Origin of the sequence: Hymenobacter aranciens (assembly GCF_030580865.1) — a bacterium.
Taxonomy (GTDB): domain Bacteria; phylum Bacteroidota; class Bacteroidia; order Cytophagales; family Hymenobacteraceae; genus Hymenobacter; species Hymenobacter aranciens.
Genome location: NZ_JAUQSY010000021.1, coordinates 18842 through 35689, shown reverse-complemented (window position 1 = coordinate 35689; position 16848 = coordinate 18842). Strand labels below are relative to the sequence as shown.

Below are 16848 nucleotides of genomic sequence, written 5' to 3'. Positions count from 1 at the left end.
GCTGCACGCGGCGCGGACGAGGTCCTTTCGCCTCCCTTTGGTCGGCTCAGGATGACGTTCTGATAAACACCTCTTTTCTGCTCAGTACCCCTGACTATCCCTCCTTCTTAAAACTCCCTATCCCAGTGATTAACCCCCTCCTCCCCATTCTCGCGGTGGAAGACAACGACGAGGATTTCACGGCCCTCAGCCGCGCCTTCCGCAAAATCGCCCTCCCCAACCCCGTCCTGCGCTGCGCCGACGGCGACGACGCCCTGACCTACCTGCAAGGCTACGGCAAAAACCCCGATTTCCCGCTGCACCTGCCCGCCCTCATCCTGCTCGACCTCAACATGCCCGGCACCGACGGCCGCGCCGTGCTCGATGCGCTCAAAAGCGACGAGCGGCTGCGCACCATCCCGGTTATTATCTTTAGCACCTCGGCCAGCAACCGCGACATTGAGGACTGCTACCGCCTGGGGGCCAACAGCTACATGACCAAGCCCATTGAGTACACCGTATTGGAGGAGCGCATCCGCCTCATCACCCGCTACTGGCTCGAAGAATCGCATTTGCCCGCCGCGGCCTAGCCTTAAAAGTACCGTTTGCTGGTGAAGCGTATTCTGCTTGTTGATGATAATGAGGCCGACCGGCTGCTGTACCGGCGCTACCTGGGCCAGACGCTGGGCCACGAGCGCCTAGAGCTCCACGAAGCCTGCTCGGGCGAAGAAGGCCTGGCCCAGTTCCAGACCCTGCAGCCCGACTGCGTGCTGCTCGATTACAACCTGCTCGACACCGACGGCCTGAGCTTTCTGGAAGACCTCACGCAGCGCTTCCCCGCCGAGTCGCTGTGCGTGGTGATGATTACCGGCGGCGGCAGCGAGGCCCTGGCCGTGCGCGTGCTCAACAGCGGCGCGCTCGACTACCTGGTGAAGGGCCACTTCGACCAGGAAATGCTGTGCCGCACCGTGCGCCACGCCATCGAGAAAAATGAGTGGCGCCAGTACGTGGGCCGCTACCACGACGAGCTGCAGGGCATCAACCAGCAGTTGCGCGACTCGCTGGCCGAACTCACTGAGGCCCGCCGCCAGCTGCATGAGCGCAACGCCCAGCTCAGCGCCGCCAACCACGAGGTGGCCACCCGCAACCAGGAGCTCAGCATCACCAACCAGCAGCTGGCCCGCACCAACGCCGACCTCGACAACTTCGTGTACGCCGCCAGCCACGACCTCAAGCAGCCCGTGAACAACCTGCGCGGCCTCTTCGAGGAGCTGCGCCGCAGCGCCACCTTCCACGACCCCGATGAGGCCCAGGTGCTGCGCCTCATCGACGACTCGCTGCAGGGCCTGCACACCACCATCACCGACCTAGCCGCCGTGGTGCAGGAGCAGCGCCAGCCCGACGACCAAATTGATGAGTCCGTGGCCGTAGCCGACATCCTCACGGAAGTCCTGCAAGTGCTGCGCCCCCAGATTCTCAAGCACGAAGCCCGCATCGACACCGACGTGGCCGAGCTGCCGCAGGTGCAGTACGTGCGCAGCAACCTGCGCACCATCCTGCTCAACCTGCTGGCCAACGCCATCAAATACCGCCACCCGGCGCGCGCGCCGCACGTCAGCATCCGCACCCACCTGCTCGGCGGCCAGCCCGTGCTCGAAGTGCAGGACAACGGCCTTGGCATCAACCTGGAGCGCCACGGCGACAAGCTGTTTCAGCTCTTCCGCCGCTTCCACCCCCAGGCCAGCGCCGGCACCGGCGTGGGCCTCTACCTGGTGAACCGCTTGGTGCAGTCGCACGGCGGCCGCATTGAGGTGGAAAGCACGGAAGGCGAAGGCACGCTCTTCCGGGTGTGGCTACGGGGGTAATTAACTGATGACCTGAGTTAAATGAGCTGGCGCGAGTTTAGCGCGGCGTAACTCGTACCCATCATCACGGGAGGCGGTGCCTCCCCCGCCCGCGCTGTTAGAAATCATGTGGTTAGTCGCCCTGATGCGAGGCTCAGCCTCGCCCGAATGGTCGGCACGAGTTACGCTGCGCCAAACTCGCGCCAGTAAGCGCCGCACCTTTGCGCGCGGCTAGCGGGTGGTCGCCGCCGCCAGCGGCTTGGCTAGCGCCTCCCCGCTCACTGAGATAATAGTTTGCTTCTGGTCAGCCACCTGCACATTGTAGCGGTAGCGCTCGCGCCCCACGCGCAGCAGCACCGCGTAGGCCCCGGCCGGCATACCTTTGAAGTGCAGCTTGGTGCCGTAGGAAGCCTGGCGGTTTACCTCATTGGTAATGCGGGTGTGATTATCCAGGCAAACCACCTGCACCTGCATGCGTTGCAGTGCGGGGTTGTTAACAGTCAGGAACAGAGCCTGCGCATCGCCCTGCTTGGCCTCTACGGACGAGATATTCTGAGCGAAAGCCGCCCCGGCGCTACCTAACATAGCCAGACCACCGAGCACCAAAGCCCGCAGGTAGGGTGCCGACGTAGCCGTGCGGACAGTGGACGAAGAGGTGACGGCGAGGGGCTGGGCGAAAGAAAGTGAACGGTTCATGGTGAAAAAATGAAGGGGTTGAGAAAAGTGAAGCGTCTTGCCCAGCCATAGTACCGGGCGTTGAACAGTACAAATGTATGGTAGGTACTTTGCAACGCAAGGTACTGTTTCAAAAAAAGAATGTTTTACGCTCGAATATTTTCTCTATCAATTGATTTACAACGACAAAATTTTTACGTTGAATTTCTCCTTGGTTCTCGGTATTGCCTCCACGCTGGGTATAGCCGGGAGTATTGGGCCGGCGACGCCGAACAAAAAGCGAGTGACTGGGGGACCGGCAGCAGCAATCAGCCGTGGGTTTTAATTCAGATGCTGGGGTGCGTTCCGTTCTGCCCGACGTGTTTTCAGCCCTACCTTAGCCGGTTCTAACCAAGCCGTTTCCTGTTCATGGCTGCTGATTCTGCTTTCCCCCAGCTGCCGGGGCGCCGCCGCTTTCTGACGCAGGCCGGGGCCGGCCTGGCGGGTGCCCTGCTGGCCCCGGCGCTGCTACCCGGTTGTGCCCCAGCTTCTACAGTAGCGCACATCAAGGGCGAACTGCGGGGCGCCAACGCCGCTACCGGCCACCTGCTGCGCGACCCCAGCCGCCTCCCCGCCCCCACCCGGGAGCTCGAAACCGACGTTCTCATCATCGGCGGCGGCGTTTCGGGCCTGGCTGCCCGTCGCTGGCTGCACCGCCACGGCCGCCCCGATGTATTGCTGGTGGAAATGGACCAGCAGCTCGGCGGCAATGCCGCCGCCGGCCGCAACGCCACCTCGGCCTACCCCTGGGGCGCCCACTACCTGCCCGTGCCCGACGTGCGCAACCACGAGCTGCTGGAATTTCTGCAGGAAGCCGGCACCCTCACCGGCTACGCGCCCGACGGCCTGCCCATCTACAACGACTACCACCTCTGCCACGACCCCGAAGACCGGCTCAACATCCAGGGCCACTGGCAGGAAGGGCTGGTGCCCAGCCTGGGGCTGACCTCCGAAGAGCAGGCGCAAATCCAACGATTCCTCAAGCTAACCGAGGAGTTTAAAACCACCATCGGCGACGATGGCCGCGACGCCTTCCGCATCCCGCTCGATGAGTCCTCGGCCGATGCCCGGTACCGGCCGCTCGACCAGATGACTTTCGCCGCCTGGCTCGACCGCGAGGGCTTCACTGCGCCCGCCCTACGCTGGTACCTCGACTATGGCTGCCGCGACGACTACGGCGCCACCGCCGCTCAGGTATCGGCCTGGGCCGGGCTGCACTACTTTGCCAGCCGCAAGGGTCGCGCCCACAACGCCGGCGCCGCCGACGTGCTCACCTGGCCCGAGGGCAACCACTTCCTCATCGAGCAGCTGCGGCGGCAGGCTGATTCGCCCATTCGCCCCAACACGCTGGCTTACAACCTGCGCGAAACTGCCACCGGCATCGAAGCCTTGCTCTACGACACCGCCACGCGCCAAACCACCCGCGCCAGCGCCCGCCAGGTGCTGCTGGCCACGCCGCAGCACGTCACCCGCCACCTGCTGCCCGGCCGGCCCGATTACCCCCTGCACCACGCCCCCTGGCTTATTGCCAACCTCACCGTGGACGGCCTCCCGCAAGGCCCCGGCCGCCCCCTGAGCTGGGACAACGTGCGCTACCACAGCGCCTCGCTGGGCTACATCAACGCCAACCAGCAAAACCTCACGCAAAGCCCCGGCGGCTCCCGCGTCATCACCCTCTACTGGCTCCTCACCGACGAAGCCCCCGCCCCGGCCCGCCGCCGCGCCTACCAGACCACCTACGCCGAATGGCTCCCCCGCGTCGTGGCCGAGCTCGAAACCTACCACCCCGGCGTGACGCCCTACATCCAGCGGGCCGACCTTTGGGTGTGGGGCCACGGCATGGTGGCGCCCACGCCCGGCACCGTGTGGGGCCGCGGGCGCACGGCGGCGGCCCAGCCGGTGAATGGCAAAATCTTCTTCGCCCATACCGACTTGAGCGGCGTTTCCATCTTTGAGGAAGGCTTTTACCAGGGCATCCGGGCGGCGCGGGAAATGCTGGCGGTAGCTATATAGAACGTCATGCTGAACGCAGTGAAGCATCTCGCCTGCGTCACTAATCCCAACGATTACATTTACTACCACAGACGAGATGCTTCACTGCGTTCAGCATGACAGTTTCTTTTAAGCAACCCTGGATACGCTCGGCCCGCTACGATGGACTGCTGATTCTGGCGCCGCCCTTTCTGGCGCTGCTGGCGGTGCTGTTGCTGCCTGCCCCTTACCGCCATTCGGCCCGGATGCCGCTGCTGGCCTGGGTGGGTTTAGTGGTGCTCATCGACGTGGCGCACGTCTACGGCACCCTGTTCCAGACCTACTTCGACCCCGTGAAGCGCCGCGAGCGACAGTTGCTGCTGTGGGTGGTGCCGCTGGCCTGCTACGCCGGCGGTGTGGCGCTGCACAGCCTGGGCGGGATGGTGTTCTGGCGGGTGCTGGCCTACCTGGCGGTGTTCCATTTCATCCGGCAGCAATACGGTTTCCTGCGCATCTACTCGCGGTACGATACGCCCGCGCCGGGCCAGTGGCTAAACACGGCGCTGGTATATTACGCCACCATCTATCCGCTGCTGTACTGGCATTTATCGCCGGGGCGCAACTTTACCTGGTTTATAGAGGGCGAGTTTTTCCAAGCCGACTGGCCACTGGGCCGCTTCATTGCCACCGGGTTGTACGTGGCGCTGATTGCAGCCTACCTCATCCGCGAGGCCGTGGCGTGGCGGCGCACCCGCTGGCTCAACCTGCCGCGCAACCTGCTGCTGGGCGGCACTTTGGTGTCGTGGTACGCGGGCATCGTGTGGTTTAACGGTGACCTGGCCTTCACGCTGCTCAACGTGGTGTCGCACGGCATTCCATATCTGGCGCTGGTGTGGCACGGCGGGCCCACGCCGCGTTCGGCGCCCCGGCCGGTGCGGCGCGGGGCCTGGGCCGGGCGCTACGGGCTGCTGGTGTTTCTCGGGGCCGTGGCCCTGTTTGCCTACCTCGAAGAAGGCCTGTGGGACGGGCTGGTGTGGCGCGAGCACGGCCGCGTATTCGGCTGGTTTCAAAGCCTGCCCGCCGTGGATAACGCCCAGCTGCTCATGTGGCTGGTGCCGCTGCTGGCGCTGCCGCAGGCCACACACTACGTGCTGGACGGCTTCATCTGGCGGCGGAAGTAGCGCGGACTTTGTGGTCCGCGGGTCGGCGTCGTTGGACGTTCAGACTCGCAGACTACAAAACCCAAGTTGCGGATTAGCCGCAAAGCGGCGACACGTTGGTAGCTGGCGCTGTGGACTGACGTACCCGGAGCCGCAAAGCGGCGGCACTCATGCTAGAAAAGTACCGCCGCTTTGCGGCTAGTTCGCAATTTGGGTTACAAGGTCCGCGCTACTTCACAATCACCAGTTCCACCCGCCGGTTCAGCTTGCGCGTTTCCTCCCGGTCGTTCGGGTAGCGCGGCTTCGAGCCCCCAAAGCCTACGGTGGTAATGCGCTTCTCATCAATGCCGCGGCCTACCAGGTAGCGCTTCACCTCCGCCACCCGCTCCTCACTGAGGGTTTGGTTTTTATCCGCCGGGCCCACGTTATCGGTGTGGCCTTCGAGGCGCACTTCGGTGTTGGGCGCGGCCTGCAGCGCCGCCGCCAGCCGGTTCAGCTCGGTGTAAGACGAGCCCAGCAGCCCGGCCTTGCCCTGCGCGAAGATGATGGACGGCAAATCCACCTTGGCCCCCACGGCGGCGGGCAGCAGCAGCAAATCGCGGCGCGGCGAACCTTTCACCACGATGGTATCGCTGACGGTGAGCAGGCCGCCACCGCTGGCCGTCAGCTTGTAGCGGCCCGCCAGGAGCGACATCTGGTAGTTGCCGCTGTTGTCGGCCTTGCTGGTGGCATTGAACTGCACGCCCTGCGGGTTGGGCAGCAAAAAAGCTTTCACCTCTGCCCCCACGATGGGCTGCTTGCTGCGGGCATCGAGCACCCGGCCACTCAGGAAGGCCCGCTCGCTGGTGATGACCACCGGGGCTGGCGCAGCGGCCGAATCGGGCCGCACCACCTTGCCCGTGCGCCAGATGTCGGCCGCGCCGCTGGGAGTGGCTGACGAGCAGAAATACACCGTCTTGCCATCGGGCGCGAAGCTGAAATAGGCGTTGAAACCTACGCCGTTGATGCCCGGGCCGAGGTTGAGCGGCTCGCTCCAGCTGGTCCAGCCGGCGTCGAGGCGGCGGCTCATGAAAATATCGGCCGAGCCGTAGCCCATGTGGCCGTAGGAGGCGAAGTAAAGCGTCTGGCCGTCGGGCGTCAGCCAGGGGCTGAAATCGAAGCCCGGCGAGTTCACCACCGCGCCTAGGCTCAAGGGTTCGCCGTAGCCGCCATCGGCCTGGCGCTGGCTCACGTAGAGGTCGTTGCCGCCCTGCGAGTCGCCGCGCTCCAGCGAGAGCAGCAGCGTTTTCTCGTCGGCCGTCATGAAGAAGCCGGCGCCGGGCACGGCGGTGTAATAATTGGTGATGCGGACGGGCTGGGGGTTCAGGCTTTTGGCGGTGGCGCCGGGCACGGCGGCGGCGCGGGGCACGCGGCTCAGGCCTTCGTCTTTGAAGGTGCCGTCGCGCTCGTAGGTGCCGCGCACCAGCATGGTCTGGCCCTGCTCGCCCACGAGGCCGATGATGCTGTTGTTCTGTGCTGTATTCAGGGCGTCGAGGCGGGTGGCGGGGGCCCAGGCCAGGCCCAGGCCGTCGTCGGCCGAGCGGCTCAGCCAGCAGTCGCCGGTGTCGGTGTTGCCCTCGGTATTGCCCGCGAATTTGGTGCGGGAGAAGTACATGGTCTTGCCGTCGGGGGCCAGCACGGGGGCAATTTCGTTGCCGGGCGTGTTGATTTGCGCATTCAGCGGCTCGGGCGTGCCGAAGCCGCTGGGGCCATCCTGCACGTTGAGCTTGAGGCGAAACAGCCGCCACTGCTGGCTGGCGCGGCCGGTGGCCTTCTGGGTTATGATGGGCGTGCCGTTGAACTTATCAGCCGCCGTGAGGGCTACGACGCGGCCTTCGAGCTTGTTTTCCAGCTGAAAGCTGCCGGCCGGACCGGCCGGCACCAGGCGCCACTGCTGCTGCTCGCTGCCCTGAAAAGGGCGCTGCACCAGGGCCATGTTTTCGCCGGCTTTGTCCACTGTCAGGCAGAGCTTGCTGTGGCGGGCCTCGATGCGGTAATACTCGCTGCCGGTGCGCACGGGCACGAAGCGCCACTGCTGGCTGGGCGCGTGGGTGAATTCCCACTGCACGGTGGCCGCGCCGGCGGCGCTGCTGGCGCCCGTCACGTCGAGGCAGCGGCCGCTGCCCCGCCCGATGAGGCCGTAGAAGGCGCGCTCGTCGGGCACGAAGGGCGTTTGGGCCGGCGCCAGCAGCGGGAATAATAGAACTAAAAGGGCAACTAATCGACTCATACGCCACAAAGAACGGCATACCGCGCCGAAGCCGTAACGTTCTTAGTCAATCAGCTTGTGTTTCATCGCATACTGAATCAAGCCGACCATCGACTTACAGCTCGTCTTGGTGAGGATGTTCTTGCGGTGGGTTTCTACGGTGCGCTCCGAGATGAAGAGTGTTTCAGCAATGTCGTGGTTGGATTTTTCGGCCGCCACCAGCTGCAGGATTTCGCGCTCGCGGGCCGTCAGCTCCACGGGCTGCTCGGGGGCGGGGCCGCGCTGGGCGGGCACGTCGAGGTTCTGCAGCAGCGTATCGCCCACTTCCTTGCTGAAGTGGGTTTTGCCGCCTGCCACGTCGCGAATGGCTTGGCTAAGCTCAGTTTTGGTGGTGTTTTTCAGCAGATAGCCCGAGCCGCCGGCCTCCAGCACTTCCATCACCGAGGCGTGGTCATGAAACATGCTCAGGGCCACGACGCGGATGGTGGGGTACCCGGCGCGGATGTGCTTAGTGAGCTCCACGCCGCTCATCTGCGGCATGTTGAGGTCCACGATGGCGAGCTGCACTTCGGGGTGCTCGCGCAGGCGGCGCAGGGCTTCGTCGCCGGAGTTGGCCTGGGCCACCACGCGCACCACAGGGTCGGTTTTGAGCAGGGTTTTGATGCCCTCAATCACCATCTGGTGGTCGTCGACCAGCAGCAGGTTGATACGGGTAAGCGTGTCGCTCATAGCCAGTTTTTCAAGGATAAAAGAAAGCGTAAAAGACAGTATTAAAGGCAACAACAGCCGGCCAAACGCAATGAATTAGCCGGCGTTAGCAAGCCAGCCGGGCCAGCGGGTTTGCATTCATCCTTAATTCAGGCTGCGAACCTACGAAGTAAAAGCAGGAGGAAAGTCAAACATACTAAATTAATAACTTCCAAGGCCCAAAAATCAACGTACTCCCTTATTCCGGCAGCGGCACGGTGGCCGTGACGGTGGTGCCGCGCCCGGGCCGGCTGTCGACGTGCAAAGTGCCACCGAGGTAGCTCACGCGGCTCTCGATGTTGCGCAGCCCGATACCCACTTCCGGCCCCAGCGTGGCCAAGTCGAAACCGATGCCATTGTCTTCGACCAGCAGCGTCAGCTCGCCGGGGTGGCGGATGAGCTGTAAGTCCATTTCGGTGGCCTGGGCGTGTTTCACAATGTTTTGCACCAGCTCCTGAATCACGCGGTAGAGGGCGCTTTCCACGGCCGGGTCGAGGCGGGTATCGTCGAGGCCCAGGGTTTCGAGGCGGATGCGCAGGCGGCGCGCCGAGCGCTGCATGGTATCCAGAAACTCGCGCACGGCCAGCGCCAGGCCGCGCTTGATGAGGGCGTTGGGCAGCAGGTTGTGGCTGATGCTGCGCACTTCGCGCACGCTCTCGTCCACCAGGTCGAGGGCGTCGGTGAAGCGGCGGCTCTGGTCGGGGCTGAGGGCCGTTTGCAGCTCCTCATTGAGGGCATCCACGTTGAGCTTCACCACGCTCAGCATCTGGCCCACGCCGTCGTGCAGGTCGGCGCCGATACGGCGGCGCTCGGCTTCTTCGGCGTCGAGCACAGCGCTGGCGCGCAGGCGCTCCAGGGTTTGCCGCTCCTGAGCAAACTCTACTTCGCGGCGCAGGCGGCGGCGGGCGTAGAGCAGGTAGCCCAGCCCCAGCAGCAGCCCGGCAATCACCAGGCTGGCAATGAGCTGGAAGTTGCGACGGCGCAGGGTTTGCTCCTGAGTGCGCAGCTGCGCTTGCTGCACTTCTTTCTGGCTGGCCAGCACGCGGTTTTCGGCCTGCTGCAATTGTTGCTGCTGGCGCAGCTCGCGGTTCTGGGCGTCTTTGCGCTCGGTGTCGAACTGGGTTTGGGCCAGGGCCAGCTCGCGGGCTTTGGTGCCATTGAGCAGACTATCGCCCACCTGCCCGGCCCGGATGCGCTGGCGGTAGGCTTCGCGGTAGTCGCCGAGGGCGGCGGCCAGGCCGCCCAGCAGCTCGTGGGCCTGCTGGCGGCCGCGCAGGTTGCCTTGCTCGTTGGCAGCGGCCAGACTGCGCTCAAACAGGCGCCTGGCTTCTTTCAGATGGCCCTGGCGCTGCTGCTGCCGCCCGGCATCGGCCAGGATGAAGGTGCGGGCGTCGTCGCCTTTTACCATCTGGCGGTTGATATCCTGCACCAGCCGGCTCGCTACTTCGGCCTCGGCCAGCCGGCCCACGGCCTTGTTGAGCGCAGCCAGCCGCACCAGCGCATCCGATTCCTGCACCTTCAGGCCGTGCTTGCGGGCCAGCACCAGCGCCTGCTCGTAAGCCTGCCGGGCTTCGGGCCGATGGTTCATTTTGTCGTGCGCCTCTCCCACCAGCAGCATCGACGTGACATCGTAGGTGGGCTGCCGCACGGCGGCGGGCTGCCGCTGGTAGGCCTGCGCATACTCCAGGGCCTGCGGGTAATCGCCCAGCAGCTTGCTGATATTACTAAGGTTACCTAGCGCCGAGGCCGCCAGCAGGTGGTCGTTCAGCTTTTCGTACATGCGCAGGCCGCGCACCAAGTAGTAGTGGGCCGAGTCGTAGCGGTCCTGCTGCATGAAGGTGCCGCCGATGTTGTTGTAGGCCTTAGCGATGTCCTTTTCGTCTTTGGGCCCGCGCGCCATGCGAATCACCCGGCGGTTAAGTATCCGGGCGCTATCGGCGTCGCCCCGCAGCTGATAGGCCGCGGCCTGAATGCTTACACTCACCAGCTCGCCCCGGTGGTAGCTAATCTGCCGGGCCAGCGCCTGCGACTGCCGCAAATACGGCAGCGCCTTGCTGGGGTCCCGAAAAATCACGCTCCGCGCCACGCCGTTCAGCAGCTTCACGCGCACGGTATCGGCCTGCGGGTGGTTGCGCACCCGCGTCAGCAGCGAGTCGGTGAGGCGCGGCGACATGTCGGTCTGGGCCCGGGCCGTCAGCCCCCCCAGCAACAACCCCACCACGGCCAGGCAACGTACAAATAAAGGAGTCGATATCATGAAGCCCACGGGATTAGGGGGCAATATACTACAGGCCGGCCATCACGCGTTTCCCGCTCGCTGGTCCATCCGCTAGCTTGCTACGGTTTGAGCCGCCAGGGGCACTTCGAGCGTGACGGTGGTGCCTCGCCCGGGCGAGGAGTCGAACTCGGCCCGCCCGCCCAGGTAGGCCATGCGGCTCTCGATGTTCTTCAGCCCGATGCCCGCCTCCGCGCCCAGCGCCGCCGGGTCGAAGCCCACGCCGTTGTCTTCCACCATGATGGTCAGCTCGTCTTCGCTACGAATGATTTGCAAAGTCATCTGCGTGGCCTGCGCGTGCTTAACAATGTTCTGGGCCAGCTCCTGAATCACGCGAAACAGCACATTCTCCACCGTCGCATCCAGGCGCCCGCCCCGGTCCAGCCCCACTACTTCGAGCTGAATCTTGAGCCGGTCGTCGGGCGAAATCTTGCTCAGAAAGTCCCGCACGGCCTGCGCCAGCCCCCGCTTGATGAGCGCGTTCGGCATCAGGTTGTGGCTGATACTGCGCACCTCGCGGAAGCTTTCGTCCACCACATCCAGCGCGTTTTGCAGCATTGTCTGCTGGCCAGCGGTTTGGATGCTCAATTGCTCGCCCAGCGCGTGCAGGTTGAGCTTGGCCGCCGTCAGCAACTGGCCCACGCCATCGTGCAGGTCGGAGCCGATGCGCCGGCGCTCGGCTTCCTCGGCCTCCAGCACGGCCTGCGAGCGCAGGCGCTCAAGCTGCTGGCGTTCCTGGGCAAACTCCACCTCGCGGCGCAAGCGGCGCCGGGTGTAGAGTAAGTAGCCCAGCCCCAACAGCAGCCCGGCAATCACCAGCCCGGCCACCAGCTGTACGTTGCGTTGCCGAATCACCTGCTGCTGCGTGCGTAGCTGCGCAGCTTGCAGGCGGTTTTGCGCATCTTTCTTATCTGTGTCATAGCGCGTTTGAATGTCGGTTACCTGGCGGGTAGTTTCAGCAGCCAGCAAGCTGTCTTGCAAGCTACTGGCTTGCTCCTGGTAAGCCAGGGCCTGTCGGAAGTCTCCGGTCTGCTTGCTTACCTTCGCCAGGGCAGCAACGGCCTGCTGCTGGCCGCGCAGGTCATTGGCTTCGCGGCTCATTCGCAAAGCAATTGTCAGGCTGGCGCGGGCGGTTTTCCAGTTGCGCTGCTCGTGCTGCACCCGGCCCAGGGTTAGCCAGGCCAACGTAATATCAGGCTTATCCTCGAGCTGTTGCGCTAGTTTTAGCGCTGTTTGCGCATGGGCTTCAGCTTGGGCCAGCTGGCCCGTAACCGCCATCACCTGCGCCAAAATTCGGTGGGCAATTCCGGCCCCGCGACGGTCATCTACCGATTCGCTGAGCCGACGGGCTTCGTCAGCATAATAGCGCGCCGAATCAGGCTGGCCGACTTGTAGAAGTAGCTGGGCCAGGTTGTAGCGAATCTCGGCTTCGTTGGGGGGGTACTGGTCCCGGTTCTTCACGGCGAGGTACTGACGCAGGTATTTCAGGGCCTGGTCGGTGCGGTTCAGCATGGCCATCACGTTGCCCAGGTTGGCCAGGTCTTCGGCCACCCGCTGCGGGGTACCGTATTTTTCCTCCATCGCCAGCGCTTTCACAAACTCGCGCGCGGCGGCTTCGTAGCGGTCCTGCGCCACGTACGTGCTGCCGATGTTGTTAATCATGCCCGCAACGCCCACACTGTCGCCTAGCTCACGCCGCAGCCGGATGCAGGCCTCGAAGGCCCGGCGGGCTTGCTCATTGCGTCCCGCGTAGCTATGCAGAATGCCCAGCAGAGCCTGGGTTTTGGCTTCGCCAATCCGAAAGTGCAGCTGTCGGGCCAGCCGCAAGGCCTCGCTCCCCAACTGCTGTGAGCGGGCCGGGTTGCTGCCCCGGTGCTCCCACACCAGCTCATTGAGGGTTTTGACGCGGTTGGTATCGGCCCGGGTCTGGGTTTTGAGGGCCACTTCGAGCGAATCGAGGCGGGGGTTGCGGCCCGTGGGGGGCTGGGCGCGGGCACCCACCGTCCACAGGGTTACAAATAGCAGTAAAGCAGCGTTGCCGAACGCACGTTTCATGGTCGGTAGCTCCGCGGCTCCTCGGCCAGCGGTACTACTGGGGCAAGTTCGGCTTTTATTCCAATTATTCCGATTGGCAGTTGATTTTCGTATCCGTGCCAGCACGGATACAGCCCGGCGGCCGTAGCCGGGCTATGGCTACTGCTGCCCAGAGCTATTACGGCGCTAACGGCCCGGCCCCGGGCCAACTACCAGCCATTACTTCCGTATCAGTGCGTAGTACGCTCTCCTCCTTCCCTCCCACCCCATGCGCAAAGGCACCAAAGTCAGCTGGAAATACGGCACCGGCACGGCCACCGGCAAAATCGAATCAGTGCACAAAGAGTCCATCAGCCGCACCATCAAGGGCAGCGAAATCAAGCGCAACGGCTCGGCCGATGACCCGGCCCTGGTGATAGTGCAGGACAACGGCGACCGGGTACTCAAGCTGAAAAGCGAGGTGAAGGCCGTGGCGTAACGGCGGCTACTGCGGTAGGGCTACCAGCGCCTTTTCCAGGTCGATGTACTTGTAAATGCCGTGCAATTCCTCGTCCAACTGCAGTTTCTCGTTGCGGAAAACAGGCTGGTCGGACTTCGATACATCCCAAGTGCCCAGGTAGTACAGCTGGCCTGGGGCCACCACGAACTCGTAGCGCCGGGCCCGCAGCGGCAGCCCATCGCCCAGGGCTTTGTAGAGGTCCGCTTCGTACGTTTCCTTTTTGTAATACTCGACGCCTCCGCCGGGTACCATACCATTGCTGGTAGCGCCATAGCCCGCGCCAATCGTCTTGTGCAGGGCATACTCGTATTTGTAAAGCGCGTAGCGACCGGGCGGCAAGGCGTAGCAAAAAGCATCGTGGACCTTGGTGGGCATAGATGGCTTCACATCCAGGAGCACAACCTTGCCGGTACTAAGGTTGGCCAGCCGCATATAGTGCCCATAGACGCTGCCTTTGGTGCCCACGCTGCTGCCATACACCAGGGCCTGGCTGGCAGGAAGCACACGACGCTCAGGACCCCACACCTTGATGGGCAGCACCAGCTTCTTGTTGTAGCTGGCGGTGCTGGTGAGCGAGTCGCTGCGGGTGGAGGAGCTAATGGCGCTCTGGGCGGAAGCGGCGTGGGCCAGCAGGCTGCCGCTCAGGGCCAGGAGGTACAGTTGGTTTCTCACAATGGCAGAAAGGAATAAAGCCCAAAGGTATCAAGGGCAGGACGAACGATTTATGGAGTTCCGTTCGGTGTTCGGTGTTCGGTGTTCGGTGTTCGGTGTTCGGTGTTCGGTGTTCGGTGTTCGGTGTTCGGTGTTCGGTGTTCAAGATAAGTTATACCCAATACCCAATACCCAATACCCAATACCCAATACCCAATACCCAATACCCAATACCCAAAAAAGCCCTGCCAGCACGAAACTGACAGGGCTTTCCAGCAGGAAGCTACTCCCTTACGAATTATCCTTATCGGGCTCAATAAACGCCTGCTCGTCCATTTCGGTGGGCACCACCACCACGCCCTGCTGCAGCTTGCTGTTGCGCTGGCCGTAGAGGAAATACACGATGAAGCCCAGCAGCATCCAGCCCAGGGCCACCTTCAGGGTAAAGGCGTCGAGGGCCACAATCATGCCCAGGCACACGATGATGCCCATGATGGGCACAAACGGGAACAGCGGCGACGAGAGCGGCGCCCGGAACGGCCGCGGCTGCGCGGGGTCGGAGCGGCGCATAATCCACACGCCGGCGCTCACCAGCACGAAGGCCAGCAGCGTGCCGAAGGAGGTGAGGTCGCCGGCCAACGAGCCGGGCACGAAGGCCGCAAACGCCCCCACGAACACCAGCAGCGCCAGGTTCGACTTGTATGGCGTGTTGAACTTGGGGTGCAGCTCGGAGAAGGCTTTGGGCATCAGGCCGTCTTTGGCCATCGAGAAGAACACGCGGCTCTGGCCCATGAGCATCACCAGAATAACCGACGAGAAGCCCAGCAGGATGGCCACCGTCACGGCCGTGCCCAGCCACTCGTAGCCGGGCATGTGGGCCTTGATGGCGTAGGTCACGGAGGCTTCGCCGCCCTTGGCGGGGTCGGCAAACTCGCGCCAGTTGGCCACGCCCGTCAGCACGTGGCCGAAGAGGATGTAGAGCACCGTGCACACGGCCAGCGAGCCCAGAATGCCGATGGGCATGTCGCGCTTGGGGTTTTTGGCTTCCTGCGCGGCCGTGCTCACGGCATCGAAGCCGATGAAGGCGAAGAACACGATGGCCGCTCCGCCCAGCACGCCGCCCAGGCCGTGCTTGTTCCAAGCGGTGTATTCGCGCACGATTTCGCCGGCGGCGTTTTTCACGGGCTCGGCGTTTTCGGGAATCAGGTAGGGCGTGTGGTTGGCGGGGTTCACAAACTGCCAGCCCACGGCGATGAACACCAGCACGATGGCCACTTTCAGGAACACCACGACGGCGTTGAACATGGCCGACTCCTGGGTGCCCTTGATGAGCAGCAGCGACAGGGCTACGATGATGAGCAGCGCCGGCAGGTTCATGATGCCGCCCTCGGCCGGGGCGTGGCACCAGGCAAAGGGTATTTCGGTGCCAAAGACCTGCAGGAGCTTGTTCAGGTACTCGCTCCAGGCAATGCTGACGGTGGCCGCCCCCAGGGCGTATTCCATGATGAGGGCCCAGCCGATAATCCAGGCCACGAACTCACCCATGGTGGTGTAGGCGTAGGTGTAGGCCGAGCCGGCAATGGGTATCATGGCCGCAAACTCGGCGTAGCACAGCCCGGCGAACACGCAGCCGATAGCGGCCACCACGAAAGCCAGCGTGACGCCCGGCCCCGAGGCCTGCGCCGCCGCCGCCGCCGTGCGCACAAACAGGCCCGCGCCGATGATGGCGCCCACGCCCAGCGCCACGAGGTTGCCGGCGCCCAGCGTGCGCTTCAGCGTGCCGTGCCCGGTAGAGTTAGCTTCCCCCAGCAGGATGGCCAGGGGTTTTTTAGCGAAAATTTTTGCCATGCGAGATGGTGAAGTGGGGAGATGGTGAAATAGGGAGTGATAGCACGGCGGCCGGAGCCCCGGCGGGTAAGCCCGGCGGCGCGCCCCGAGACGTGCGCCCGGGCCTGCCCGCCTTAAAAACCCGCCCGGACCCAGCAGCCGAGCCGAAATATAGGCAGCAAATCCGGCCCCGGCGGCGCGGGTGCCGGTGGGCGCAGCTACTGCCCGGCGCCGTAGCCCCGGGTGCCGCAGGTGAAGGGCGGGCGCGCCCGCGCATTTCAGGCCGCTTAAACCTTGCCCGCCTGACCGCGTCGAAGCGTCCAAATCATCCCTTCACCCCGCTTCATTTCCATGAAAAAGACGTTTGTTATCCTTGCCGCGCTGGCCTGCGCTACCGCTGCCCCCAGCTTCGCCCAAACCAGGATGGCCCCCGTGGGTGCCACGAAGACGCCCGCCGAGCGCGCCGAGCGCCAAACCCAGGCCCTCACCAAACAACTGGGCCTAAGCCCCGAGCAGGAGCCCAAAGTGGAAAGCATCTTGCAGGCCCAGATGACCGACCTGCAGGCCCTGAACGAGAAATACCCCGCCGGCAACCGCCGCGGCCTGGGCCCCGAGCTGAAGGCCAGCAAAGCCAAATACGACGAGCAGCTGAAAGCCGTGCTCACGCCCGAGCAGTTCGCCAAGCTGGAGCAGCTGCGCCAGGAGCGGATGCAGAAAATGCGCGACCGCCGGAAGTAGCGCGAACGTTGTGGTTTGCGCTACAAAAACCCTTGCCCGGCGCTGCAACGCGGGTTTTCAGCGCCAAAAAAATATTGGCACACCTCTTGCAAACACCTCCCGCAGCCACCGTAGGAAGCGCGCTTACGTATCGGCCATTATCCCCCGTATTCCCCACCCCC

The 16848-nt window shown here is 63.9% G+C and carries 13 protein-coding genes; 6 read left to right on the top strand and 7 right to left on the bottom strand.

Annotation, left to right across the window (positions count from 1 at the left end):
• Positions 1-125: 125 nt before the first annotated feature.
• Both Q5H93_RS22475 and Q5H93_RS22470 read left to right on the top strand, forming a co-directional pair.
• A complete protein-coding gene (locus tag Q5H93_RS22475) occupies positions 126-569 on the top strand; it encodes a response regulator (protein ID WP_305008964.1) in 444 nt (147 codons plus the stop codon).
• Between the two features lie 21 nt (positions 570-590).
• On the top strand, positions 591-1844 hold the full coding sequence (locus tag Q5H93_RS22470; protein WP_305008963.1) for a sensor histidine kinase: 1254 nt from the start codon (positions 591-593) through the stop codon (positions 1842-1844).
• A gap of 210 nt (positions 1845-2054) precedes the next feature.
• On the opposite strand, the gene Q5H93_RS22465 is transcribed toward Q5H93_RS22470, so the two are convergent.
• Entirely contained in the window at positions 2055-2519 is a 465-nt protein-coding gene (locus Q5H93_RS22465) for a hypothetical protein (protein ID WP_305008962.1), read from the bottom strand.
• Between the two features lie 387 nt (positions 2520-2906).
• On the opposite strand from Q5H93_RS22465, the gene Q5H93_RS22460 reads away from it, so the two are divergent.
• Both Q5H93_RS22460 and Q5H93_RS22455 read left to right on the top strand, forming a co-directional pair.
• On the top strand, positions 2907-4550 hold the full coding sequence (locus tag Q5H93_RS22460) for an FAD-dependent oxidoreductase (protein ID WP_305008961.1): 1644 nt from the start codon (positions 2907-2909) through the stop codon (positions 4548-4550).
• Positions 4551-4645: 95 nt separating this feature from the next.
• Positions 4646-5689, top strand: a complete 1044-nt coding sequence (locus Q5H93_RS22455) for a hypothetical protein (protein WP_305008960.1) — start codon at positions 4646-4648, stop codon at positions 5687-5689.
• 208 nt (positions 5690-5897) lie between these two features.
• Here the strand turns inward: Q5H93_RS22455 and Q5H93_RS22450 are convergent, their stop codons facing one another.
• From Q5H93_RS22450 to Q5H93_RS22435, 4 genes are all read right to left on the bottom strand, one after another.
• Positions 5898-7937, bottom strand: coding sequence for an RICIN domain-containing protein (locus tag Q5H93_RS22450; protein WP_305008959.1), 2040 nt, complete (start codon positions 7935-7937; stop codon positions 5898-5900).
• A 42-nt stretch (positions 7938-7979) separates the two neighbouring features.
• Entirely contained in the window at positions 7980-8645 is a 666-nt protein-coding gene (locus tag Q5H93_RS22445) for a response regulator transcription factor (protein WP_305008958.1), read from the bottom strand.
• Positions 8646-8862: 217 nt separating this feature from the next.
• Entirely contained in the window at positions 8863-10920 is a 2058-nt protein-coding gene (locus Q5H93_RS22440; RefSeq protein ID WP_305008957.1) for a tetratricopeptide repeat protein, read from the bottom strand.
• A gap of 72 nt (positions 10921-10992) precedes the next feature.
• Positions 10993-12993, bottom strand: a complete 2001-nt coding sequence (locus Q5H93_RS22435) for a tetratricopeptide repeat-containing sensor histidine kinase (protein WP_305008956.1) — start codon at positions 12991-12993, stop codon at positions 10993-10995.
• A gap of 247 nt (positions 12994-13240) precedes the next feature.
• Here Q5H93_RS22435 and Q5H93_RS22430 point away from each other — a divergent pair, with 247 nt between their 5' ends.
• Positions 13241-13450 (top strand): hypervirulence associated TUDOR domain-containing protein, encoded by a 210-nt coding sequence (locus Q5H93_RS22430; RefSeq protein ID WP_305008955.1) that lies wholly within the window; start codon positions 13241-13243, stop codon positions 13448-13450.
• Positions 13451-13456: 6 nt separating this feature from the next.
• Here the strand turns inward: Q5H93_RS22430 and Q5H93_RS22425 are convergent, their stop codons facing one another.
• Together Q5H93_RS22425 and Q5H93_RS22420 are read right to left on the bottom strand one after the other, a co-directional pair.
• The gene (locus Q5H93_RS22425; RefSeq protein WP_305008954.1) at positions 13457-14143 is read right to left on the bottom strand and encodes a hypothetical protein; all 687 of its coding nucleotides are present in this window, start codon (positions 14141-14143) and stop codon (positions 13457-13459) included.
• 270 nt (positions 14144-14413) lie between these two features.
• Positions 14414-15970, bottom strand: a complete 1557-nt coding sequence (locus Q5H93_RS22420; RefSeq protein WP_305008953.1) for an amino acid permease — start codon at positions 15968-15970, stop codon at positions 14414-14416.
• A 330-nt stretch (positions 15971-16300) separates the two neighbouring features.
• On the opposite strand from Q5H93_RS22420, the gene Q5H93_RS22415 reads away from it, so the two are divergent.
• Positions 16301-16687, top strand: coding sequence for a DUF4890 domain-containing protein (locus Q5H93_RS22415; RefSeq protein ID WP_305008952.1), 387 nt, complete (start codon positions 16301-16303; stop codon positions 16685-16687).
• The last annotated feature ends 161 nt before the right edge of the window (positions 16688-16848 follow it).

Coding starts and splice junctions, on each gene's coding strand:
- Q5H93_RS22465 (WP_305008962.1), bottom strand. CDS start 2,519: ATGAACCGTTCACTTTCTTTCGCCCAGCCCCTCGCCGTCACCTCTTCG.
- Q5H93_RS22460 (WP_305008961.1), top strand. CDS start 2,907: ATGGCTGCTGATTCTGCTTTCCCCCAGCTGCCGGGGCGCCGCCGCTTT.
- Q5H93_RS22455 (WP_305008960.1), top strand. CDS start 4,646: ATGACAGTTTCTTTTAAGCAACCCTGGATACGCTCGGCCCGCTACGAT.
- Q5H93_RS22450 (WP_305008959.1), bottom strand. CDS start 7,937: ATGAGTCGATTAGTTGCCCTTTTAGTTCTATTATTCCCGCTGCTGGCG.
- Q5H93_RS22445 (WP_305008958.1), bottom strand. CDS start 8,645: ATGAGCGACACGCTTACCCGTATCAACCTGCTGCTGGTCGACGACCAC.
- Q5H93_RS22440 (WP_305008957.1), bottom strand. CDS start 10,920: ATGATATCGACTCCTTTATTTGTACGTTGCCTGGCCGTGGTGGGGTTG.
- Q5H93_RS22435 (WP_305008956.1), bottom strand. CDS start 12,993: ATGAAACGTGCGTTCGGCAACGCTGCTTTACTGCTATTTGTAACCCTG.
- Q5H93_RS22430 (WP_305008955.1), top strand. CDS start 13,241: ATGCGCAAAGGCACCAAAGTCAGCTGGAAATACGGCACCGGCACGGCC.
- Q5H93_RS22420 (WP_305008953.1), bottom strand. CDS start 15,970: ATGGCAAAAATTTTCGCTAAAAAACCCCTGGCCATCCTGCTGGGGGAA.
- Q5H93_RS22415 (WP_305008952.1), top strand. CDS start 16,301: ATGAAAAAGACGTTTGTTATCCTTGCCGCGCTGGCCTGCGCTACCGCT.